This window comes from Pseudomonas khavaziana (assembly GCF_019145205.1).
Taxonomy (GTDB): Bacteria; Pseudomonadota; Gammaproteobacteria; order Pseudomonadales; family Pseudomonadaceae; genus Aquipseudomonas; species Aquipseudomonas khavaziana.
Map to the genome: position 1 here is coordinate 1 of NZ_JAHSTT010000008.1, position 22,745 is coordinate 22,745.

17 protein-coding genes and 1 pseudogene are annotated in these 22,745 nt (G+C 61.0%); 6 read left to right on the forward strand and 12 right to left on the reverse strand.

From position 1 onward, the window contains the following. Both KVH01_RS19190 and KVH01_RS19195 read left to right on the forward strand, forming a co-directional pair. A pseudogene (locus tag KVH01_RS19190) lies at positions 1–186 on the forward strand (group II intron reverse transcriptase/maturase); the annotation flags it as partial. Positions 187–2,133: 1,947 nt separating this feature from the next. Then, positions 2,134–3,060, forward strand: coding sequence for a carbon-nitrogen hydrolase family protein (locus tag KVH01_RS19195; RefSeq protein ID WP_217882477.1), 927 nt, complete (start codon positions 2,134–2,136; stop codon positions 3,058–3,060). Positions 3,061–3,675: 615 nt separating this feature from the next. On the opposite strand, the gene KVH01_RS19200 is transcribed toward KVH01_RS19195, so the two are convergent. Together KVH01_RS19200 and KVH01_RS19205 are read right to left on the reverse strand one after the other, a co-directional pair. Further along, positions 3,676–4,137 (reverse strand): LEA type 2 family protein, encoded by a 462-nt coding sequence (locus tag KVH01_RS19200; protein WP_043050713.1) that lies wholly within the window; start codon positions 4,135–4,137, stop codon positions 3,676–3,678. 13 nt (positions 4,138–4,150) lie between these two features. Beyond that, positions 4,151–5,581, reverse strand: coding sequence for a nucleobase:cation symporter-2 family protein (locus KVH01_RS19205; RefSeq protein WP_217882478.1), 1,431 nt, complete (start codon positions 5,579–5,581; stop codon positions 4,151–4,153). Between the two features lie 232 nt (positions 5,582–5,813). Here KVH01_RS19205 and KVH01_RS19210 point away from each other — a divergent pair, with 232 nt between their 5' ends. Next, complete coding sequence (locus tag KVH01_RS19210; protein WP_217882479.1) at positions 5,814–7,439, forward strand: methyl-accepting chemotaxis protein; 1,626 nt, start codon at positions 5,814–5,816, stop codon at positions 7,437–7,439. A gap of 237 nt (positions 7,440–7,676) precedes the next feature. Here KVH01_RS19210 and KVH01_RS19215 read toward each other — a convergent pair whose 3' ends face one another. The 10 genes from KVH01_RS19215 to KVH01_RS19260 all read right to left on the reverse strand — a co-directional run bounded on the left by KVH01_RS19215 (position 7,677) and on the right by KVH01_RS19260 (position 19,572). Then, a complete protein-coding gene (locus KVH01_RS19215; RefSeq protein WP_217882480.1) occupies positions 7,677–8,654 on the reverse strand; it encodes a 2-hydroxyacid dehydrogenase in 978 nt (325 codons plus the stop codon). After that, positions 8,651–9,943: an MFS transporter gene (locus tag KVH01_RS19220; RefSeq protein WP_046067923.1), complete on the reverse strand. Its 1,293-nt coding sequence runs from the start codon at positions 9,941–9,943 to the stop codon at positions 8,651–8,653. The genes KVH01_RS19215 and KVH01_RS19220 overlap by 4 nt, the downstream gene beginning before the upstream one ends. A 45-nt stretch (positions 9,944–9,988) precedes the next feature. Further along, positions 9,989–10,930 carry a sugar kinase gene (locus tag KVH01_RS19225; RefSeq protein ID WP_217882481.1) on the reverse strand — a complete coding sequence of 314 codons (942 nt, stop codon included), beginning with the start codon at positions 10,928–10,930 and terminating at the stop codon, positions 9,989–9,991. Then, a complete protein-coding gene (locus KVH01_RS19230) occupies positions 10,923–11,705 on the reverse strand; it encodes a sugar phosphate isomerase/epimerase family protein (protein ID WP_217882482.1) in 783 nt (260 codons plus the stop codon). The genes KVH01_RS19225 and KVH01_RS19230 overlap by 8 nt, the downstream gene beginning before the upstream one ends. 83 nt (positions 11,706–11,788) lie before the next feature. Further along, positions 11,789–12,850 carry a LacI family DNA-binding transcriptional regulator gene (locus tag KVH01_RS19235; RefSeq protein ID WP_318836582.1) on the reverse strand — a complete coding sequence of 354 codons (1,062 nt, stop codon included), beginning with the start codon at positions 12,848–12,850 and terminating at the stop codon, positions 11,789–11,791. Positions 12,851–12,958: 108 nt separating this feature from the next. Further along, positions 12,959–13,558, reverse strand: coding sequence for a LysE family translocator (locus tag KVH01_RS19240; protein ID WP_217882484.1), 600 nt, complete (start codon positions 13,556–13,558; stop codon positions 12,959–12,961). Between the two features lie 55 nt (positions 13,559–13,613). Continuing rightward, the gene (locus KVH01_RS19245) at positions 13,614–14,453 is read right to left on the reverse strand and encodes an AraC family transcriptional regulator (RefSeq protein WP_217882485.1); all 840 of its coding nucleotides are present in this window, start codon (positions 14,451–14,453) and stop codon (positions 13,614–13,616) included. Between the two features lie 74 nt (positions 14,454–14,527). Continuing rightward, positions 14,528–15,169: a DUF1345 domain-containing protein gene (locus KVH01_RS19250; protein WP_217882486.1), complete on the reverse strand. Its 642-nt coding sequence runs from the start codon at positions 15,167–15,169 to the stop codon at positions 14,528–14,530. A gap of 155 nt (positions 15,170–15,324) precedes the next feature. Then, the gene (locus KVH01_RS19255; protein WP_217882487.1) at positions 15,325–18,423 is read right to left on the reverse strand and encodes an efflux RND transporter permease subunit; all 3,099 of its coding nucleotides are present in this window, start codon (positions 18,421–18,423) and stop codon (positions 15,325–15,327) included. A 6-nt stretch (positions 18,424–18,429) separates the two neighbouring features. Further along, complete coding sequence (locus tag KVH01_RS19260; protein WP_217882488.1) at positions 18,430–19,572, reverse strand: efflux RND transporter periplasmic adaptor subunit; 1,143 nt, start codon at positions 19,570–19,572, stop codon at positions 18,430–18,432. Between the two features lie 290 nt (positions 19,573–19,862). Here KVH01_RS19260 and KVH01_RS19265 point away from each other — a divergent pair, with 290 nt between their 5' ends. The 3 genes from KVH01_RS19265 to KVH01_RS19275 are packed head-to-tail and all read left to right on the forward strand — an operon-like array spanning position 19,863 to position 22,701. Then, complete coding sequence (locus KVH01_RS19265; protein ID WP_217882489.1) at positions 19,863–20,564, forward strand: response regulator transcription factor; 702 nt, start codon at positions 19,863–19,865, stop codon at positions 20,562–20,564. Between the two features lie 3 nt (positions 20,565–20,567). Further along, positions 20,568–21,872 (forward strand): ATP-binding protein, encoded by a 1,305-nt coding sequence (locus KVH01_RS19270; protein ID WP_043051056.1) that lies wholly within the window; start codon positions 20,568–20,570, stop codon positions 21,870–21,872. Positions 21,873–21,930: 58 nt separating this feature from the next. Then, positions 21,931–22,701, forward strand: a complete 771-nt coding sequence (locus tag KVH01_RS19275) for a class I SAM-dependent methyltransferase (RefSeq protein WP_217882490.1) — start codon at positions 21,931–21,933, stop codon at positions 22,699–22,701. The last annotated feature ends 44 nt before the right edge of the window (positions 22,702–22,745 follow it).

Here is a 22,745-nt window from a genome sequence, read left to right on the forward strand (position 1 = left end):
GGTGAGGAGCTGAAATCGGGTGGATATCGACCTCAGCCCCTGCGGGGGGTATGGATTCCCAAAAAGAACGGAAAGCTTCGTTCATTGGGGATTCCTTGTATTCGAGACCGCGTTGTTCAAATGCCTGTCAATCTCACACTCCAAGCGATTTTCGAAGTGGATATGCAGCCATCGAGCGGTTACTAACGAAATTACGCAGGCTATATTTTATGTCCAAATGCTGCATGCAGACGTCGCAGCCTTCCTGTGCGGGCATACATGAACGGAAGAGAAGCAAATTGGCTCCGATAGTGGTGCAGATTTTGGTGAATATCCGAATATATCCTGCTGACTATAAATTATAGTCAGCAGGATATATTCGGATAATTCCGTCGGTAGCCACCTTCAGCACTGCAGCGCTGCCCTTACGGTCATCACCGAAGGATGGAGCCAAACTGGGTCGACTCGGGGGAGCACTGCAGCTCCCAGCCTTAATACTGGGCCTGCCATGACAGCGAATGGGTGCCTGCGGGGCGATGAAACTGCTTCAACGGCTCCATCACCCTGAACGTTCCGTTTTTGATTCCAACAGTGCCCGGCCCGCATCTCGGAACAATTTACTTCCGGATAGCTGAAGGTCCAGAAAGGACGAATCCTGCACTAGGCGGGATTCTCAGCCGTCGATGCATGCGTTCCACGGGGCAGGACGCTGTTGCCTGGCACTGAACCATCTGACTTTCATCAGAAGAGGGGCGATCTGAAGATATCTTTAATCACTCTATGGTTCAGCCCTAGGCGCAGATGAAATAGTTGCTATGTCAACCCTGCTGCCACATTCTGGATCACCTAGATCCCCCACGGATCATCCCCTCAGCCTCCGTCCTCGCAATAACTGGCTCTCCACCGGATCGCTAAGCAGCGGAAAACGGGGCTACGGCGATCTTGAGCTTGATCCAGTCGGCGCGGCTCAACGGGCATGATCCGTATGCCTAGCTAACGAGGGTATTGACGCCTTTGACTTCGGCTCCGTCGTAATGAACCCGACCTCGAGCGGCCCTGCAGTCATGTTCAGCAACGTTGTCTTATCGCACCCGAGGGTCGACCAAGGTAATGATTTCAGATCCACAGCAGTTTCCGACAATCCTCAAAGGCGGAAATCGGGCCGAAGGAGGAGGGCAGTCATTAGTCCTCAGCTGACCAGCTTCGAGCGACTGACGTGGCGGTCGTCTAGCAGCAGCCGTAGGTAGAGCGAGCACTCCTTCATGCACTCAAAGTCTTGAGGAGTACTGGGCGTAGAGTGTGAGAAATCCCGATGAAATGCGGGTTTTATAATGTCAAAGCCCATTGCAGCACGTCTCCCAGAAGGTCCAACGGTGGTATTACGGTGAAGCGGGAAACCTCTGCACATATCGGTGTACGATATCGTCTGAAATATTTCGATCGAGAACGGAGCTAGCACCCAATGAGTGATGCATTGCCAACTACTTTGATATGCCGGGATCCAGGTGATAGCAGCGGGGACATCGTCATAGATCTCACACCGGATATACTAGCGGCCATGGGCGTCGGTTTGGGTGATTTCTTAAGCATCGAGTTGGTCGACGGATCGATAGTGCTAAAGCCAATTTGTCGAATCAAAGCTGAAGGTCGGGTTGACTCAGATTGAGCAGGCCGGTAGCTCGCCCAACTGCTATAACAGCGTCACTAGATAACCGTATAAATCGTGTCTGAATCTCAGGAAGCTTCAGTAGCACGAAGAAAATATCCAAACGCGGGAACAATTCCGCAATTTAGATTTTACTTCTCTGAAACTTCGATCTTCACATCCGGGTACCCCAGCCGCAGCGAAGGTACTAACGACTAAAAGTCCATTCTTTGTGACGCATCCGACGAAAATTACACGAACTCTGTCCTAACACTACAAAAAGTCCAGGCTTTGTGTCGCTAAGACAGTTCTTATAGCTCAAAATGGGGCAAATAGTCCAAGAATGCTGTCGGTGCGGGCTCGTCATGCAGGGCTTCGAAGGTTTTCAGCAGATTAAGGTCGACCTGGGCGATATTCATTTGGCTCATATCATTTAGCACTGGAGTGGGCTTTATTCATGATCGAACCTGGCTGGAGAATGGGCAACCCCCACTATTGGAGTGATCCTGATGCCTGTTTCTATCGTCGCTGCCTTGCAAATCGGTTCCTTGCCCAGTGGCAAGGCTGAAACCCTCGCGCAGATCCTGACTTTTGAAGATGAGATTGTGCGCAGTGGCGCACAGTTGGTGGTCATGCCCGAGGCGCTGTTGGGCGGCTATCCCAAGGGCGAAAGCTTCGGTACGCAATTGGGTTATCGCCTGCCCGAAGGGCGTGAAGCCTTTGCGCGGTATTTTGCCAATGCCATCGACGTGCCGGGCGTGGAGACCGAGGCACTGGCCGGGTTGTCGGCGCGTACCGGTGCCAGCCTGGTGCTCGGGGTGATCGAGCGCAGTGGCAGCACGTTGTATTGCACAGTGTTGTATTTCGAACCGGCGGGCGGCCTGGTTGCCAAGCATCGCAAGTTGATGCCGACCGGTACCGAACGGCTGATCTGGGGCAAAGGCGATGGATCGACGCTGCCGGTGATCGACGCGGCAGTTGGACGTATCGGCGGCGCAGTGTGCTGGGAAAACATGATGCCGCTGCTGCGTACCGCCATGTACGCCAAAGGGGTGCAAGTGTGGTGTGCGCCCACGGTGGACGAGCGCGAGATGTGGCAGGTGAGCATGCGCCATGTCGCCCATGAAGGGCGCTGTTTTGTCGTGAGTGCCTGCCAGGTGCAGGCATCGCCAGAGGCGCTGGGTGTCGAGGTTGCCAACTGGCCTGCAGATCGCCCGTTGATTGCCGGCGGCAGCGTGATTGTCGGGCCCATGGGTGACATTCTGGCCGGGCCATTGCTGGGGCAGGCGGGGTTGTTGACGGCGCGGATCGATACGGATGATCTGGTGCGGGCACGCTATGACTATGACGTGGCGGGGCACTACGCCCGACCGGATATTTTTGAACTGACCGTGGACGAGCGCGCCAAGCCCGGCGTTCGCTTCATCACTGACTGAACGCTGTAAAAAATGAGGGAGGGGGCATGCCCGCGATGGCGGTGTGTCAGCTCCAAATGTATTTACTGACACTCCCTCATCGGGGGCACGGGTATCTACACAACTCTGACGTAGCGACCGTCAGTAACCACGATGCGAAGCGAGCCGCTCTTGATCTTGATCTGCTTTTGATCTTGATCTTAGGCGCCCCGTTAAACCACGCTGGCCGGAATTCGACAGGGATTTGGGGGGTAAACCGGCAGGGATGCCGGTTTAGCCGCCCCGCGCCATGGATGGCGCGTGGCGGCGGCCCCCCAAATCCATGGCGGATTACGGGCACACCGAGCCTAGGCGAGGTGCCGAGTGGTGGGGCAAGAGCGTTTTGGTTACTTTGCCGCTTTTGCAAAGTGACCCGCCGTAAGGGCGGAACCCATAGACGCCGTTACGTAAATAACGGATATGTACTTGGTCTGATCCAACATCCTGGTCGGCTGTCAGGCCGCAATCGGGGGCAAGCCCCCTCCCACAGTAGATCTTCAGCATTTGAAGGATCTGGTTTTCAGCCATTCTTCATGGGTGATTTTCCAGGTCTTCCGTGGGAGCGCCACCGCGACAGCAGCGTCGGTTGCATGAGCCTTACCACGTGGCGGTGTTGGGCAAGTCCAGGGTGCCGCGCTCAACAAAACGCATGGTACCGAACAATCCACCCGCCAGTTTGCCACGCAGCACGTAGGGCAGGTTATTCAGGCTTTGGGTCTGGCTCAGGCCCAGGGTCTGGCGCAACACCGAAAACGCCGAAACGCTGACCGGCACCATCAGCACCGTTTCGGAGAAACGTGGGATGCTGCCGGCCTGGTCACTCACGCCTGAGGCCAACGGCCGGCCATTGACCTCCAGGTCCAGGGCCACACCGTTGTAGTCGATCGCGGTTTCATTGGGGTTCTGCACCCGCAGCTTCACCGCGAAGCGTACTTCCAGGTCCTGGCTTTGCAGCGGCTCGATGCCCACGACGTTGATATTGACCGGGTCCCGGTTGGGGAACAGCGCGCAGGCGCTCAAGGTCAGCAGCAACAGCGATAGAACCATGAGCTTGCGCATATGAAAGGTGCTCCTATTGCTTGGTGACGTCCGGGTCTTGCATGACCTTGAGGGTAGAGGACTCCGGATCGAATTCATCTTCTTCCAGCTCTATGAACTCTTCGGGCAGGAAAATGTTCAGCAGGATTGCACAGAACGCGCCCACGGTGATCGGCGACTCGAAGATGTTGTGCAGCGCCTTGGGCAGGTCGCGCAGTACTTCCGGTACGGCGGCAACGCCCAGGCCCATGCCCAGGGAGATTGCCACGATCAGTACATTGCGCCGGTGCAGGCCGGCTTCGGCGAGGATCTTGATCCCGGCCACGGCCACGGTGCCGAACATGATCAGGGTGGCGCCGCCCAGTACCGGCTTGGGCATCAGTTGCAGCACCGCGCCGATCATCGGGAACAGCCCCAGCAGTACCAGCAGGCCGGCGATAAAATACGCCACGTAGCGGCTGGCCACGCCGGTCAATTGGATCACGCCATTGTTCTGGGCGAAGGTCACCATCGGCAGGCTGTTGAAAGTAGCAGCCATCGCCGAGTTGAGGCCGTCGGCCAGCAGGCCGGACTTGATGCGCTTGATATACAGCGGGCCCTTGACCGGTTGCTGGGAAATCATCGAGTTGGCAGTCAGGTCACCGGCGGCTTCCAGGGGCGAAATCAGGAAGATCACCGCCACCGGGATAAACGCCACCCAATCGAACGAGAAACCGTACTTGAACGGCACCGGCACGCTGATCAGTGGCACCTGGGGCAGGGTGGCCATGTCGACCCGGCCCAGCCACCACGCGACGAAGAAACCCAGGCTCAGGCCGATCACGATTGAACCCAGGCGCAGGAAAGGGTTGCTGAACCGATTGAGAACCACAATGGTCAGCAGCACCAGCGCCGCCAGGCCCATATTGCCCGCGGCGCCGAGGTCGCCGGCGCCATAGCCACCGGCCATGTCGGTGACGGCCACCTTGATCAGCGACAGACCCATCAGGGTAATGATGGTGCCGGTGACCACCGGGGTAATCAGCTTGCGCAGCTTACCGATAAATTGGCTCAGCACCACCTCGATAAACGCAGCGAAAAAGCAAATGCCAAAGATCGTCGACAGGATTTCATCGGTGCCGCCGCCCCGGGCCTTGACCATGAAGCCGGCGCTGAGAATCACGCTGATAAACGAAAAACTGGTGCCTTGCAGGCACAACAGGCCCGAGCCCACCGGCCCGAATGTACGCGCCTGCACGAAGGTGCCGAGCCCCGAGACAAACAACGCCATGCTCACCAGATAGGGCACCTCGCTTTCCAGGCCGAGTACGCCGCCGACGATCAGGGTCGGGGTGATGATGCCGACGAAACTGGCCAAGACGTGCTGCAGGGCGGCAAATATCGCGGCGGTGAAGTGCGGGCGGTCTTCCAGGCCATAGATCAGATCGGATTTATAGCGCGGGCGGGGGGCTTGAGCGTCAGACAAAATGATGGCTCGGGTCGGAAAATGGAGGCGAAGAATGCCAGAAACCGCCAGCCGTCAGAAGTGTAAAAAAATATTAATAAAGCCCCTGCGCAAAACCCCGGCCCCGGCCGATAGTGAATATAGGCCCACATTACAACGACAACAGTGGTGACCAAGGTCTGGCAGTGCGTTGACGCTGACGGATCGTTTCGCGGCAGGGATGCTCGCAAACACTACTTCTGAGAGCAGCCCTATGTCCCTTCGTCATCTGAATATCGCCCCTCGAGCGTTTCTCGGTTTTGCCTTTATTGCAGTGTTGGTGGTCATCCTGGGGGTGTTTGCGGTCAGCCGCATGACGCAGATCCGGCAGTCTTCCGTGGACATGAGCGCGACCCAGTTGCCCAGCGTTACGTCCCTGGGCAACATCACTGAAAACGTACTGCGCATGCGCATCCTGTCGTTCCGGGTATTGGTCAATCGAGAACCGGCTGCCCTGCAGGAAGCCGAAACCCGCATCGGCGTGCTGACCGACAAGGTCAAGGCTGCCCAGGCCCATTACGCCCAGTTACCGATGGGCATAGAAGAGGCGGCGGTGTACAAGACCTTCAGCGTCACGCTGGATAATTACCTCAAGGCCCAGGCCGACATGCTGGTGCTATCCAAGCAAGGCAAGGTCGATGAAATGCGCACGCTGATCAACAGTCGCATCAAGGACGGCACCGACCAGATGGGTGAGCAGTTGAACAAGCTGATCGCCCTCAATGCCGCCGATGCGAAGACCGCTGACGCGGCGGCTGGGCAAAGTTACGAGGGCGCAATCACCGGCGTGGTTGCGGTGTCGGTGGTGGCCGCATTGCTCACGGTGCTGTTGGCCTGGCTGCTGACCCGCAGCATCGTCACGCCATTGCGTAAAGCCGTGGAAGTTGCCGAAACCATTGCCGCCGGCAACCTCAGCAAAACCTTCGCGGACGATGGCAGGGATGAACCTGCGCGCTTGCTCATTGCCTTGTCGAGCATGCAGGCCAACCTGCGCCAGACCATCCAGCATATCGCCGGCTCGGCCACGCAGCTGGCGTCAGCGGCGGAAGAGTTGAGCGCCGTCACCGAGGAAGCCTCCCGCGGCCTGCAGCAACAGAACAATGAGATCGACCAGGCCGCCACGGCGGTCAACGAGATGACCGCAGCGGTAGAAGAAGTGGCGCGTAATGCTGTCTCCACCTCGGAGGCCTCCGGGCAGTCCAACCAGGCGGCGCGCGAAGGCCGCGACCGGGTGATGGACACCGTCGGTGCGATCCAGACCATGACCCAGGATGTGCAAAACACCGCCGTGATGATCGAAGGCCTGGCGACTCAAGGTCGGGATATCGGCAAGGTCCTCGACGTGATCCGGGCGATTGCCGAACAGACCAACCTGCTGGCACTCAACGCCGCGATTGAAGCCGCCCGCGCGGGTGAGGCCGGGCGCGGCTTTGCGGTGGTTGCCGATGAAGTGCGGGCCCTGGCCCATCGCACCGCGCAATCGACCCAGGAAATCGAAAAGATGGTTGCCGGCATCCAGAACGGCACCGGTGAAGCCGTGCAGTCCATGCAGCAAAGCAACCAACGCACCCAGGCCACCCTGGAAATGGCCCGTGCTGCCGGCGTGGCCCTGGAGCAGATCACCCAGTCCATCAGCCTGATCAACGAACGCAACCTGGTCATCGCCAGCGCCTCGGAAGAACAAGCCCAGGTCTCCCGCGAAGTGGACCGCAACCTCGTCAACATCCGCGACCTGGCCACCCAGTCGGCGGCGGGCGCCAACCAGACCAGCGCGGCCAGCCATGAGTTGTCGAGGTTGGCGGTGGATTTGAATGGGATGGTGGCGCGGTTTGTAATCTGACCTGATTTGAAACGCGGTCGAATGTGGGAGTGGGTTCCCTCCCACAGGGGGCATGGTGTGTCAGTGGGTTTGGGCAAAGGCAAACCAGTGCGCGGTTAGGCCATATCGATCAGGCGACGCAGGGCAAATGTGGGAGAGGGCTTGCCCTCGATGGCAGTGGGGCAGTGACAGATAAGCTGGCTGACCCACCGCCATCGGGGGCAAGTCGAATCGTCGCACCGCCCCTCCCACATGGGTTCACTGTTTCCAGACAGCTGCGTTCACCAGGTTTTGCGGCCGCTCACCCGACAAGGCCTGCAGCAGATTATCCACCGCACACTTGGCCATCGCCTCCCGCGTCTCATGGGTGGCCGAGCCGATATGCGGCGTCGCCACCACGTTGTTCAAACGCAGCAACGGTGAATCGTGGCTGAGCGGTTCTTTCTCGAACACATCCAACCCCGCCGCCCGGATGGTGCGTTGCTGCAACGCTTCGACCAGCGCAGCCTCGTCCACCACCTTGCCCCGGGAGATATTGATAAAGATCTTCTCCGGCCCCATCAGCGCGAATTCTTCCGTGCCAATCAACTTCTCGGTTTCAGCGGTCAGCGGCAGGGTCAGGCAGACAAAATCCGCCTCTTTGAGCAAGTCCTGGAGACTTCGGTACTGCGCGCCAAAGCGCGCCTCCACCGCCGGTTTGGGCGAATGGCTGTGGTAGATCACTGGCATGCCGAAGCCAAAATGACCGCGCTGGGCCAAGGCTTCGCCGATGCGGCCCATGCCGATGATGCCCAATGTCTTGCCATGCACATCGCTGCCGAAGTGGGCCGGGCCGATGTTCTTGTTCCACTGGCCGGCACGCACCATGTCGGCCAGCTCGACCACACGCCGGGCAGTCGCCATGATCAGCGCAAAGCCGGTGTCGGCGGTGGTTTCGGTGAGCACATCCGGGGTGTTGCTGAGCAGGATGCCGCGTTGGGTCAAATAATCGATGTCGTAGTTGTCGACGCCCACGGATACGCTGGCGACTGCCTCCAGCCTGGGTGCCAGGTCGAGCAACTGGGCGTCCAGGCGCAGGCTTGCACCCAACAGACCATGGGCGCTGGGCAGCGCATCGCGCAGTTTGGCCAGGCCGGTCCCATCCAGTGCATCGATCAGCGTGACCTCGGCCTGCTCATGCAGGCGGGCCATCAGTGGCGCGGAGAGTTTCTTGTACAACACAACGGACTTTTTCATGAGGTTTTTACCTTCAACTCCAGGGTTGGCGCCGGCGAGCGGTCACTGGCGCCGGGCTTGAGGAAAATCGTCAGCACCACCGACAGCAACAGCGCGCCGCTCATCAACAGGTACGAAGCGCCGGGAGAACCGGTGCTGCTGTTGAGGTAGCCCACCAAATACGAGCCGCCGAACGAGCCCAGCGCGCCCATGCTGTTGATCAGCGCCATGGCGCCGCCGGCGACGTTGGCTGGCAGGATTTCCGGGACGATGGCGAAAAACGGGCCATAGGGTGCATACATGCACGCCCCGGCGATCACCAGGAGGGTGTAGGACCACCAGAAATGTTCGGCGCCCAACACGTAGGACGCATAGAAGGCAATGGACGCAATCAGCAACGGCGGCCACACAAAGCGCTTACGTTTTTGCAGTTTGTCCGAGCCCCAGGACACCACCAGCATGCCGATCACCGCTGCCAGGTACGGCAGCGCCGAGAGCCAGCCGGCTTCGACCATGTCCATTTGCAAGCCGGCCTTGAGGATCGACGGCAGCCACAGCACAAAGCCATACACGCCGATGCTCCAGCAGAAGAATTGCAGGGCGAGGATGATCACCTTGGGAGAGCGGAACGCCTCGGCGTAGTTCTTCACCGCCTTGATACCGACCTGTTCGGCGGCGAGGGCGGTTTCCAGGTCTTTTTTATGCTGTTCACTGAGCCACTTGGCGTCGGCGGGTTTCTCATCCGCCAGTTTCCACCAGATAAACGCCCACAACACCGCCGGCAGGCCTTCGATGATAAACATCCAGCGCCAGCTGAAATGCTGCACCAGGTAGCCCGACACCACCGACATCCACAGCATGGTCACCGGGTTGCCGAGGATCAGGAAGGTATTGGCCCGCGAGCGTTCTGCACGGGTGAACCAGTGGCACAGGTACACCAGCATTGCCGGCATCACCGCCGCTTCGACGACCCCGAGCATGAAGCGGATGGCGATCAGCATATAGGCGTTGGATACTACGCCGGTCAGGGTCGCCAGGCCGCCCCAGAGGATCAGGCTGACGAAGATCAGTTTCTTGACGCTGCGCTTCTGCGCATAGATCGCCCCGGGTACCTGGAAGAAAAAGTAGCCAAGAAAAAACAGTGCACCGAGCAGCGATGACATGCCCGGTGTGATCATCAGGTCTTCGGCCATCCCGGAGGCGGCGGCAAAGCCGTAGTTGGCACGGTCCAGGTAGGCCAGGCTGTAGGTGATAAACACGATGGGCATGATGTACCACCAGCGGCGGGTGGCGAGTTTCACGGTTTCCATGGGGTTGCTCCTGAGCTTGTTGTAGTTGTGGCAACAGGTAATGGGTCAAGCAACGGATCGTGTGGGCAGTTCGCTGCGGCTGGGCAAGCCTTCCATATCGCCACGACTCTGCACGGCGCGGCTGCCGATCCAGTTACCGCGCTGCACCGCCTCGGGAAAGCTTGAGTTTTCCAGCAGGGCGCTGATCATGCCCACGGCAAAACCATCGCCGGCGCCGACGGTGTCCACCACTGTCTCCACCTTTACTGCCGCGACAAAACCCTGGTCCATGTGGGTGCGGTAATAGGCGCCGTCGGGACCGAGCTTGATCGCCACGGCTTCGGCGCCCTGGTCGAGGTAGAACGCGGCGATGTCGGCAGGGTCGTCGAAGCCGGTGAGCAGGCGACCCTCACTCAGGCCGGGCAATACCCAGTCGGCCAGGCCGGCGAGGGCGTTGATGTCGCGGATCATCTGCGCCTGGCTGGCCCATAGGGAGGGGCGCAGGTTCGGGTCGAACGACACGCTGCGTCCGGCCTTGCGCATCTGCGTCATCAGCTCGAAGGACAGTTCACGGGTGGCATCCGACAATGCCGGTGGAATCCCGGTGGCGTGCAGATGACGGGCTTGAAGCAGCGCGGGGCTGATATCGGCGATGGACAAATGACTGGCCGCCGAGCCTCTGCGGAAGTACTCCACCTGGGGATCTGCGCCGGCTTCTTCACGGGACTTGAGCTGAAAACCGGTGGGGTGCAGCGGATCGACCGCTACATGACGGCAATCGAGCCCCTCCTTGCTCAGCGTCTCGACCACAAAACGCCCAAGGGAGTCGTTACCCACTCGGCTCAGCCAGGCGACGTTGAACCCCAGGCGCGACAAACCAATGGCGACATTGCTGTCGGCACCGGCAATGCGCTTGTGGAACTGCCCGACCTGGGCCAGATCGCCGGTCTGCTCGGCGACAAACATCGCCATGGTTTCACCAAACGACAGGATATCGATCTCAGACATGGGCGTTCTCCACATGGGGTTGGCCAAGGTGGGCGAGGGTGGCGACCTGCTGCGCGGTGACCTTGATCAAGTCATCGCCCTGCAACGGAAATTCCACCGCCCGGGTAATACCTTGAGTCATGTGCTTGAGCAGTTGTTCCCACAGATGCAGGTCGGTGGCGCCGGGCGGCAAAGCCACCAGCTTACCGTCCGGGCGACGGGCCACGGCCTTGCAGTGCAGGTAATCCACATGCCGGCCCAGCAGGCGTGCGGCGGTGAGCGCGGATTGGTCCTGCCACTGCCAGTTGCCGATGTCGAAAGTCATCTTCACCGGCAGGCCCAGGCGTTCGACTTCGGTGAAAAACCGCTGCATCGGTTCGATGCGCCCGCCGTGCAGGGTCTGGTCGTTTTCCACCAGCAGCCTGACCGGGTGGCGATTGAGCAGGGCGTGCAAGCGTTCAAGGTCGTTGGTGTCGGTGAAGTAGCCGAGGGAGACTTTCAGCCAACCCGATCCGAACGCCTGGGCACGGTCCAGGGTTGCGGCAAGTTCGGCATTGGGCTGGGCCCGGCCGGCGACCCAGAGTTCCAGGGGCGACGAAAACACGCTGTCCAGGCCCTGCTCGGCGGCGGCCTGGGCCAAAGTGGCGGGGTGTTCATTGGTCAGCAGTTCTTCACGCCATTCGATGCGCCGGGCGCCGGCGGCGCTGAGCAACGCGACAAAACTCAATTGGCCCTGCTGGCGCACAAGCTCGGCGCCGTAGCTGGAAAGACTGATGGAGACGGGGTATTTATGCATTGTTGTTTACCTCTGAAACCGGTTTCATTTTCATGCGCAGAACAAATGTGGGAGGGGGCTTGCTCCCGATAGCAGTGGGTCAGCTAAAGATAAGCTGACGGACATGCCGCCATCGGGAGCAAGCCCCCTCCCACAGGGAGCTGGGTGGAGCCGCGGATAATCAGCTCGGGCAAGAAATCCAGGGTGCGGGCTGGTGCCGTGTCGCCGCGCAGGCGCTTGAGCAAGCAGTCGAAGGCGCTGGCGCCAATCGCCTGTGTCGGCTGGGCGAGGGCGGTGATGCCGTTGCCCACCAGCGGGTACCAATCCAGATCATCCAGGGCGATCAGACCGACATCGTTGAACAGCTCGCAGCCCAATGCCTTGAGCGCGCGCGTGCAGGCCAGCGCAGCAATACCGTTGGCGCAAAAAAGCGCCTTGGAGCCGGGCTTGGCCAGAAAGGTCTGCAGGCGGCTTTCCAGTTCGTCATCCAATTCAACCACGGCACCGGTCAAGCCTGAGCGCCGGGCAAGCTCGGCCTTGAAACTCTCCAGGCGCTCCAAACGTGAGCTGGTGCCATCGGTGGTCTCGCTCACCAGCAGCACATTGCGGTAGCCCTGCTGTTCAAGATGTTCCACCGCGATACGTACCGCCGCCGGGTTATCCAGGCCCACCAGGTCGCTGTGCAAGGGTTCGACCTTGCGGTCGACCAGCACCAGCGGCATTTCCCGTTGCAGTTCCAGCAGTTGGTCGAGGTGGTGGCCGAGGGTGTTCACGATAAGCCCTTCGATGTTGTACGAGCGCAGCGCCGCCAAGTGCTGGCGCTCCTGTTCGTCATCGCGGTCGGTGTTGCACACCACCAGGCTGTAGCCGTGCTGGCGGCAGGCGGTTTCGACGCCGTGCATCACGGCAATGGAATAGGGGTTGCGGATATCAGCTACCAGCATACCGATCAGGCGCGTACGCCCACGCTTAAGGCCGCGGGCCATCTGGTTGGGGCGATAGCCGAGTTCGTCGATAGCCTGTTCGATACGCAGGGCGATGGCATCGGAGAGCAGGGCACGGTCATCGCCGATGAAGCGCGAGACGCTGGCCTTGGACACGCCAGCGCGCTCGGCGACATCGAGCATGGTCACGCGGCTGCGCTGGGCAGCGGAAAAGTTGTTCACGGCCATTGACCTTCTGTTCTTATTGGAATGACTGAAACCGGTTTCAGGAAACCATTAAAGTAGGAAAGTCGTCAAGAAATTGTAGGACGTGACCGGATGACCGGGTATTCAGCGAAACACGCTCACCCAGGTTGCAGCCAGCAGAACCAGCGCCATCGCGCGATTGAACCATTGCATGGCTTGGGCCGACCGCAGTATCCGGGCTGAACCCGAGCCCAGCAGTGCCCACAGACCCAGACAGGGAAGTGAAATCAGAAAAAACACCAAAGACAGGTACATCACCTGGCTCTCGCGCTGCGCGCCAGTACCCGCAAATACGCTCACCACTGCCAGCGCCATCACCCAGGTCTTAGGGTTGACCAATTGCAGCGCCGCGGCACCGGACAGGCCCAAGGGTTGCTGCCTGGCATCGGCCTGGATGGCTTGAGCCGGGGCGCTGAAGATTCGCCAGGCCAGAACACTCAGCCAGGCTACGCCGACCCATTGCATCGCGGTTTGCACCTTGGGCGTTTGCACCAGCGACTGGCCGATCCCGCAGCCCACCAGCAGCACGATCCCCGCAGCTCCCGCGCAGGCACCGAAAATGATCGGCAGCGCAGCCTTGAAACCGTAACGGGCGCTGTTGCTCAGCACCAGGATATTGGTGGGCCCGGGTGTAATGGAGGCGACGAATGCAAACAGCATGAAAGGGAACAAGGTGGACTGCATGGCGGGGAGACTCCGATGAACCAATCGATGGAGTCGATCTTCACAAGCCCTGCGGTCAACTGTCTGGAAGATTTGAGCAGCGCTTGCGATAGGCGGCGGGTGTCAGGCCGTAGGCACGCACGAACCAGCGGCCCAAGTGGCTTTGATCGGCGAAGCCCAGGGCCATCGCCACCGCTGCCGGCTGCTCGCCTTTGGCCAACAAACGCCGGGCGCGGGCCAGCCGCAGCTGCACCAGGTAAGCGTGGGGCGCCAGGCCGAAGGCGCTCTTGAAGGCGCGACTCAGGCGAAAGCGATCGACACCGCACGCCAGGGCCAACTCGTCCATGCCCACGTCCTGATGCAGGTGGGCGTGCAGGTAGTCCCGTGCCTTGTGGGCCACCCGCGGTAAACGGGGATCGTCGCGGTAGCGCATGCGCCAGTAGAGCTGGCCGGTCAGGCGTTCCAGCAATTGGTCCAGGGCACTTTGCCGCACGATCCGCAGTTCGCCGTGGTGCAAGCTGTGAAATGCCTGGCTGGTGGCCAGGGCCAGGCGTGGGTCGTTGGCCAGGGTGCACGCGAAGCTCAACTGATGGTGAGCGGGCGCTTCCTCGAATACGCTGCAGATCTCCCGCTCCAGCCAATGCGGGTCGAGGTAGAGCATGCGGTAAGTGAAGCCATCAACAGTAGGCGCATGGCCATCGTGGATCTCACCAGGCTCCAGCAGAAACACCTGGCCCGGCACGCTGTCATGTCGCGTGCGCCGGCAGTTGAATTGCTGCACGCCTTGTTCGGTGACGCCCACCAGATAGCTGTCGTGCCAATGGGGGTCGTAGGCATGGCCCTCGAAATGCGCGCGCAGGGTCTCGATGCCGGTGTCGGCGTCCTGGGACAGGTCAATCCAATTGTGCGCGGGCATACAACACCGAGGCTGAATGTAGTGTGTGCAATTGGCGCCGACAACGGGGAGGGCGTCTAGAAGATTTGTGCAGTCTAGCCAAACAAACCGGCGGCGATGTTGATCGAAAAGCCCAGAATTGCCGTGTTGAACAGAAAACCGATCAATGAGTGCCCCAGCACTACCTTGCGCAGGCTACGGGTAGCGACGCCCACATCCGAGGTCTGCACGGCCACGCCGATGGTGAAGGAGAAATACAGGAAATCCCAGTAATTGGGGGTGAGCAAGCCTTCGGCAAAGCGCAGTGCCGGCTCCTTGCCCTGCCAGGTGTAATAGAGCCTGGCGTAGTGCACGCTGAAAATCACCCCGATCAGCAGCCAAGAGCCGATCACCGTCAAGCCGGTAAAACCGTAGTGCAACAAGCGCTCGGAGCTGGCCAGGTCCTTGCTGCCCACCAGTTCGAAGGTGATAGTCGCCAGGCTGGCGATGGCGGCGATGCATACCATGAACAACACCAGCCCGGCGTTCTCGTCTTCGATCTCGGCGATGCGCTTGACGTCCTCGGCCTTGGCGCGAACGGTCAGCCACAGCATCAGTATCAGGTAGGTCCAGACCCCGGCGTTCCAGCCGATGAGGACTTTGCTCGTGAGGCTGTCAGCGGGTACCAGAATGCCCACGGCAAGTCCCAGTGCGGCTGCGGATGAGAGGCGAGGGTGAGTGCGGGCGAGGAAGGGCATGGTGGGTCACAGCTGACGATAGTTGAGCAGACTGTACCTGATCCTGTGGGAGGGGGCTTGCTCCCGATTGCGGTGTATCAGTGCCAAATAGGCTGACTGACACACCGTAATCGGGAGCAAGCCCCCTCCCACATTTTTAATTGTGCTTGGCTGGATTAATCTGTTTTGTGTCGCTTGCTCACCAGCTTCATGACCACCACAAAAAACACCGGCACAAACACCACCGCCAACGTCGCCGTGATCATCCCGCCGATCACCCCCGTACCAATCGCCTGCTGGCTCGCCGAGCTGGCCCCGGTGGCAATCGCCAGCGGCACCACGCCGAGGATAAACGCCAGCGAGGTCATGATGATCGGCCGCAGCCGCAGTCGCGCTGCCTTCAAGGTGGCTTCGATCAAGTCCTCGCCCTGGTCATACAGGTCCTTGGCGAACTCGATGATCAGGATCGCGTTTTTCGCCGACAGGCCGATGATGGTGATCAGGCCGACCTTGAAGAACACATCGTTAGGCATGCCACGCAGGGACACAGCCAGGACTGCGCCAAGCACGCCCAGGGGCACCACCAGCAACACCGAAGTCGGGATCGACCAGCTTTCGTACAAGGCAGCCAGGCACAGAAACACGATCAGCAACGACAGCACCAGCAGCAACGGTGCCTGGGAGCCGGACAGGCGTTCCTGCAAGGACAAACCGGTCCATTCCAGGCCCAGGCCCACAGGCAACTGGCTGACCAGGCGCTGGATTTCCTCCATGGCCTCGCCGGTGCTGTGCCCCGGCGCCGCTTCACCGCTGATGGCGATGGCCGGGTAGCCGTTGTAACGGGTCAACTGTGTCGGGCCTTGGGTCCACTTGGCTTCGACGAAAGCCGACAGCGGCACCATCTTGCCGGCGTTGTTGCGCACGTTGATCTTCATCAGGTCGGCGACCTGGCTGCGCTGGTCGCCTTCGGCTTGCACCACCACGCGCTGCATGCGGCCCTGGTTGGGGAAGTCATTGATATACGCCGAACCAATTGCCGAGGAGAGTACGTTGCCGACGTCGGCAAACGAAACGCCCAGGGCATTGGCCTGCTTGCGGTCGACTTCCAGCTGCACTTGCGGCGCTTCGGCCAGGGCGCTTTCGCGCACGTTGGCCAGGATCCGGCTTTTCGCCGCCGCGTCCAGCAATTCGGTGCGCGCAGCCATCAGTCCTGCATGGCCGACGCCACCGCGGTCCTGCAAGCGGAACTCGAACCCACTGGAGGTGCCTAGGCCGTCCACCGGCGGTGGCAGGACTGCATAGGCAATCGCATCCTTGAGTTCGCTGAAGGCCATATTGGCGCGGTCGGCAATCGACGCCGCCGAGTCATCGCTGCCGCGTTTCGACCAGTCTTTGAGCGTGGTGAACGCCAGCGCCGCGTTCTGTCCGGAGCCGGAGAAACTGAAGCCCATGATCATGGTGGTATCGCCCACCCCCGGCTCCCCGGCGTTATGCGCCTCGATCTGCTCGGCCACCTGCACCGTACGGTTCTTGCTGGCCCCTGGCGGCAACTGGATATCGGTGATGGTGTAGCCCTGGTCTTCCACTGGCAGGAACGAGGAGGGCAGGCGGCTGAACAGCAGCCCCATACCCACCAGCAATACCAGGTAGATCAGCAGGTAGCGGCCGCTGCGCTTGAGGGCGTACGCCACCCAGCCTTCATAGCGGTTGGTGAGTTGGTCAAAGCGCTTGTTGAACCAGCCGAAGAAACCGCCCTTGGCATGGTGCTCGCCCTTGGCAATCGGCTTGAGCAAGGTGGCGCACAGGGCCGGGGTCAAGGTCAGGGCCAGGAACGCCGAGAACAGGATCGAGGTGGCCATCGACAGCGAGAACTGCTGGTAGATCACCCCCACAGAACCTGGCATGAACGCCATCGGCAGGAACACCGCGACCAGTACCAGGGTGATACCGACGATGGCCCCGGTGATCTGGCCCATGGCTTTTTTCGTCGCGTCCTTGGGCGACAGGCCCTCGGTGGCCATGATGCGCTCGACGTTTTCCACCACCACGATGGCATCGTCCACCAGGATGCCGATGGCCAGCACCATACCGAACATGGTCAGTACGTTGATCGAGAAACCCAGCAGCAGCATGGTGGCAAAGGTGCCCATCAGCGCAATCGGCACCACCAGGGTAGGGATCAGGGTGTAGCGCACGTTCTGCAGGAACAGGAACATCACCGCAAACACAAGCGCCATGGCCTCAAGCAGGGTGTAGACCACCTTGGTGATCGAAACCTTGACGAACGGCGAGGTGTCGTAGGGGATCTTGTATTCCACATTGGCCGGGAAATAGCGCGACAGTTCGTCCATCTTTGCCCGCACCAGGGTTGCGGTGCTCAGCGCGTTGGCGCCCGGCGACAATTGCACGCTGACGGCGGTGGAGGGCTTGCCGTTCAGGCGTGTGGAGAACTGGTATTCCTGGCTGCCGACTTCGACCCGCGCCACATCGCCGATGCGCACGGTCGAGCCGTCGGGGTTGGCCTTGAGCACGATCTCGGCAAATTCCGCCGGGGTCGACAGCTGGCCCTTGACCAGGATTGCCGCGGTGATTTCCTGGGTATTGGTGCCCGGCAAGTCACCGATACTGCCTGCCGAAACCTGGGCGTTCTGGGCGCTGATCGCGGCGTTGACATCGGCCGGAGTGAGGTTGAAGCCGATCAGCTTCTGCGGGTCGATCCAGATGCGCATCGCGCGCTCGGCGCCATACAGCTGGGCCTTGCCGACGCCGTCCAGGCGCTTGAGTTCGTTCATCACGTTGCGCGCCAGGTAATCGCTGAGCGCAACGTCATCGAGCTTGCCGTCGCTGGAGGTCAAGGTCACCAGCAGCAGGAAGCCGGCGGAGACTTTTTCCACCTGCAAGCCTTGCTGGGTTACCGCCTGCGGCAGGCGCGGCTCGACCACCTTGAGGCGGTTCTGCACATCCACCTGGGCCATTTCCGGGTTGGTACCCGGCTGGAAGGTCGCGGTAATGGTGGCCGAACCCAGGCTGCTCTGGGATTCGAAATACAGCAGGTGATCAGCACCGTTGAGCTCTTGCTCGATCAGGCTGACCACGCTTTCATCCAGGGTCTGGGCCGAGGCACCGGGGTACACCGCGTAGATTTCCACCTGCGGTGGCGCGACGTTGGGGTATTGGGCCACTGGCAACTGCGGGATCGCCAGGAAGCCCGCCAGCAGGATAAACAGGGCCACCACCCAGGCAAAAATCGGGCGGTCAATAAAGAACTGCGGCATGACGGGTTATTCCTTTACGAGCGGGCTGTCGTCCACTTCAACTTTTTCACCGGGGCGTGCATGTTGCAGGCCCTCGACGATGATGCGGTCGCCGGGCTTGAGGCCGCTGGTGACGATCCAGCGATCCTCGATCACTGCACCCAACTCCACCGGTTGCTGGCTCACGGTCTGCTCGGCGTCCAGCAGCAGCACCATCGGGATACCGGCGCTGTCACGGGTGATGGCGCGTTGCGGCACGCTGATGCCTTGCTTGTCCACGGCCTGCTCCAGGCGCACCCGGACGAAACTGCCGGGCAACAGGTCGAGGTCCGGGTTGGGGAACTCGCTGCGCAGCGTGATTTGCCCGGTGCCAGGGTCGACGCTGATCTCGGCGAACAGCAATTTGCCCGGCAACGGGTACAGGCTGCCGTCGTCTTCGATCAAGGTGGCCTTGGCCTGGTCCTGGCCAACCTGCGTCAAGCTGCCGGCACGAAAGGCGCGGCGCAGGTCATTCAACTCTCGGGTGGACTGGGTGAGGTCGGCGTGGATCGGGTCCAGTTGCTGGATGATCGCCAGCGGCGTGGCTTCGTTCTGGCCGACCAGCGCGCCCTCGGTGACCAGGGCGCGACCGATGCGCCCGGAAATCGGCGCAGTCACGGTGGCATAGCCCAGGTTCAACTTGGCACGCTCGACGGCGGCCTTGTTGGCGGCGATTTCGGCGTTGGCCTGGCGCAAGGCGGCGCGGGCGTTGTCGTATTCCTGGCCGCTGATGGCGTTGCCTTCGACCAACTGGCTGTAACGCTGCTCTTGCAATCGTGCCTGGAAGGCATTGGCCTCGGCCTTGCTCAGGTTGGCCTGGGCGCTGTCCAGGTCAGCCTTGAACGGCGCCGGGTCAATACGGAACAGCACGTCGCCCTGTTTCACATCGCGCCCTTCGTTGAACACCCGCTGCATGACCACCCCGGCGACCCTGGCGCGCACTTCGGCAATCCGTGGCGCGGCGATACGCCCGCTCAGTTCGTTGGTGATGGACAGGGGCTTGGCCTGCAGGGTTTCGATGCGCACTTTGGCCAGGGGCATTTGTGGCGCCTCGTCCGCAGACTGACCACACGCGCCCAGCGCCAGTGTGAGGGCCAACAGGCAAAACGGCGCAAATAGATTCTTCGACATGCTCTTATCCCAATATTGACTGGCGCATCCTAAGGACACCTGCGCCGTGGTGCTGTGAAGCTGTGTAGGTCGTGTGTGAAGAAGTGTAAGGTACGGCGCGCGTGGCGTCGGCGGCGTATATCCTTGCACAACCTTGCTTACAATGAAGATCAAATGTGGGAGGGGGCTTGCTCCCGATGGCAGTGGGTCAGTGAATACATTGGTGGCTGACACACCGCTATCGGGGGCAAGCCCCCTCCCACATTAGATCCCTGTGCACCCAGCAAACAGTATTTATTGGAAACACCTCCATGCCCAACATCCTCCTGGTCGAAGACGACGCCGCACTCTCCGAGCTGATTGCCAGCTACCTGGAACGCAACGGCTACCACGTCTGCGTGCTCAGCCGTGGCGACCATGTGCGCGAACGTGCGCGCCTGAACCCGCCGGACCTGGTGATCCTCGACCTGATGTTGCCGGGGCTCGACGGCCTGCAGGTCTGCCGCCTGTTGCGCGCCGACTCGGCGGGCCTGCCGATCCTGATGCTGACCGCCCGCGACGACAGCCATGACCAGGTACTGGGCCTGGAGATGGGCGCCGACGACTATGTCACCAAGCCCTGCGAGCCGCGTGTGCTGCTGGCCCGGGTGCGCACGCTGCTGCGCCGCAGCAGCCTGTCCGAACCCCAGGTGGCCAGTGACCAGATCATCATGGGCAACCTGTGCATCGACCTGTCGGAACGCACCGTGACGTGGCGCGAGCAGGCAGTGGAGCTGTCCAGCGGTGAATACAACCTGCTGGTGGTGCTGGCCCGTCATGCCGGCGAAGTGCTCAGCCGCGACCAGATCCTGCAGCGCCTGCGCGGTATCGAGTTCAACGGCACCGATCGCTCGGTGGACGTGGCGATCTCCAAGCTGCGCCGCAAGTTCGACGACCACGCGGGCGAGGCGCGCAAGATCAAGACCGTGTGGGGCAAGGGCTATCTGTTCAGCCGTTCCGAGTGGGAATGCTGAGCCATGTTCCGTGTGCTGCTACGCCTCTACCTGATCACCATCGTCACTTATAGCGCGGCGATCTTCCTGATTCCCAAGCTGGTGATCCAGCTGTTCGAACACCGCTACATGGACTACAACGTCGAGCAGTCCCGTGGCCTGCAAAAACTGATGGTCAAGCAATACCAGCGCGCGCCGGTGGAGCGCTGGTCCCAGGTCACCGACCAGTTGAGCCAGGATTTTGCGCCGTTGAAGGTCGAGCTGCTGCTGCGCCAGGACGCCCGCTACACCCCCCAGGAAGAACAGCTGCTGGAGCAAGGCAAGCCGGTGATCCGCCTGGGCGAGTGGGGCTGGATGGAAGAAATCAGCTCGCCGATCAACCAGCAGTTTGCGGTCAAGCTCACCGTGCCGCCGGATCCGCTGGACATGAACCTGCTGTATTGGTCGATGAACGTGCTGATCGGCGCGGCACTGTTGGCGTGCCTGCTGGTGTGGCTGCGCCCGCACTGGCGCGACCTGGAACGCCTGAAAAGCACCGCTGCACTGCTGGGCAAGGGCCACCTGGGGGAGCGCACGCGACTGCCGCCCAGTTCCAGCATCGGCAGCCTGGCGACCGTATTCGATGCCATGGCGGACGATATCGAGCACCTGCTCAACCAGCAGCGTGATTTGCTCAATGCGGTCTCCCATGAACTGCGCACGCCGCTCACACGCCTGGACTTCGGCCTGGCCCTGGCGCTCTCCGAAGACTTGCCCGAGGCCAGCCGCGAGCGCTTGCAAAGCCTGGTGGCGCATATTCGTGAGCTGGATGAGCTGGTGCTGGAATTGTTGTCCTACAGCCGCCTGCAAAACCCGGCGCAATTGCCCGAGCGGGTAGAGGTGGCGCTGGACGAGTTTATCGACAGCGTGCTGGGCAGCGTCGACGACGAGCTGGAAAACCCGGAGATCGTCATCGATGTGGTGCTCGACTGCACGGTTGAGCGTTTCAGCCTCGACCCGCGCCTTACTGCACGGGCGTTGCAGAATTTGCTGCGCAACGCCACCCGTTACTGCGACAAGCGCATCCAGGTGGGCGTCAAGGTGTGCCCCAACGGCTGTGAAATCTGGGTGGATGACGATGGCATCGGCATTCCGGCGGATCAGCGCGAGCGCATCTTCGAGCCGTTCTACCGCCTGGATCGCAGTCGTGACCGCGCCACCGGCGGCTTCGGCCTTGGCCTGGCGATCAGCCGACGGGCCCTGGAAGCCCAGGGCGGCACCTTGACGGCCCTGGCGTCGCCCCTGGGTGGTGCGCGGTTCCGAGTGTGGTTGCCTACTCGAGCCGATTAGAAAAACCTCGGGGAAGGGCGCACACTGTGGCCCCGCTTTACCCGAGGAGAGAATGGCAATGACTGGTGTCCACACGTCTGCTCAACAGGGTTTCTCGACCCAGGCCGTCACCTACGCCCAAGGCCGGCCGGACTATCCCCGTCAGCTGACCGGTTGGCTGGCCGAGGCGCTGCAGATCAGCGCGCAGTCGACGGTGGTCGACCTGGGCGCCGGCACCGGAAAATTCACCCGTTTGCTCAGCAGCCTGGCGCCGACGCTGATTGCGGTTGAGCCAGTGGCAGAGATGGGCGCGCAGCTAGCCAAGCTGTTGCCGGATGTACGCCTGCTCGATGGCACTGCCGAGTCCATCCCCCTGGCGTCCGCCAGCGCCGATGCACTGGTGTGTGCCCAGGCATTCCACTGGTTCTCCACTCGCGCAGCACTGGCGGAAATTCACCGTGTACTCAAGCCCGGCGGGCGACTGGGGCTGGTGTGGAATGTGCGCGATGAGTCGGTGGACTGGGTGGCGGCGATCACTCAAATCATCACCCCCTACGAGGGCGACACTCCGCGCTTCCATAGCGGGCGTTGGCGCGAAGCCTTTACCGGTGAGTATTTTTCCGCCCCGCAGGTGACCTGTTTTGCCTATCACCATGTGGGCAGCCCGCAGGAAGTGATCATGGATCGTTTTCTCTCTGTGAGTTTCATCGCCGCGCTGCCACCCGCGGAAAAAGCCACGGTCACCGGGCAACTGCGCACCTTGATCGACACCCATCCGGCCCTGCAAGGCCGCGATACTGTGGCTTTTCCGTATCAGACCCAGGCTTATCGATGTGAGCGACTGAGCTAAAAGGCATAAAGTCAGATCACATTGGTATAAGTGGTTATAAGAAA

Bases quoted from the DNA above. Each gene is read 5' to 3' on its own strand.
- KVH01_RS19250 (WP_217882486.1), bottom strand. From the start codon at position 15,169: ATGCCCTTCCTCGCCCGCACTCACCCTCGCCTCTCATCCGCAGCCGCA.
- KVH01_RS19215 (WP_217882480.1), bottom strand. From the start codon at position 8,654: ATGAAAAAGTCCGTTGTGTTGTACAAGAAACTCTCCGCGCCACTGATG.
- KVH01_RS19195 (WP_217882477.1), top strand. From the start codon at position 2,134: ATGCCTGTTTCTATCGTCGCTGCCTTGCAAATCGGTTCCTTGCCCAGT.
- KVH01_RS19210 (WP_217882479.1), top strand. From the start codon at position 5,814: ATGTCCCTTCGTCATCTGAATATCGCCCCTCGAGCGTTTCTCGGTTTT.
- KVH01_RS19200 (WP_043050713.1), bottom strand. From the start codon at position 4,137: ATGCGCAAGCTCATGGTTCTATCGCTGTTGCTGCTGACCTTGAGCGCC.
- KVH01_RS19230 (WP_217882482.1), bottom strand. From the start codon at position 11,705: ATGCATAAATACCCCGTCTCCATCAGTCTTTCCAGCTACGGCGCCGAG.
- KVH01_RS19275 (WP_217882490.1), top strand. From the start codon at position 21,931: ATGACTGGTGTCCACACGTCTGCTCAACAGGGTTTCTCGACCCAGGCC.
- KVH01_RS19240 (WP_217882484.1), bottom strand. From the start codon at position 13,558: ATGCAGTCCACCTTGTTCCCTTTCATGCTGTTTGCATTCGTCGCCTCC.
- KVH01_RS19245 (WP_217882485.1), bottom strand. From the start codon at position 14,453: ATGCCCGCGCACAATTGGATTGACCTGTCCCAGGACGCCGACACCGGC.
- KVH01_RS19255 (WP_217882487.1), bottom strand. From the start codon at position 18,423: ATGCCGCAGTTCTTTATTGACCGCCCGATTTTTGCCTGGGTGGTGGCC.
- KVH01_RS19260 (WP_217882488.1), bottom strand. From the start codon at position 19,572: ATGTCGAAGAATCTATTTGCGCCGTTTTGCCTGTTGGCCCTCACACTG.
- KVH01_RS19265 (WP_217882489.1), top strand. From the start codon at position 19,863: ATGCCCAACATCCTCCTGGTCGAAGACGACGCCGCACTCTCCGAGCTG.
- KVH01_RS19220 (WP_046067923.1), bottom strand. From the start codon at position 9,943: ATGGAAACCGTGAAACTCGCCACCCGCCGCTGGTGGTACATCATGCCC.
- KVH01_RS19270 (WP_043051056.1), top strand. From the start codon at position 20,568: ATGTTCCGTGTGCTGCTACGCCTCTACCTGATCACCATCGTCACTTAT.
- KVH01_RS19225 (WP_217882481.1), bottom strand. From the start codon at position 10,930: ATGTCTGAGATCGATATCCTGTCGTTTGGTGAAACCATGGCGATGTTT.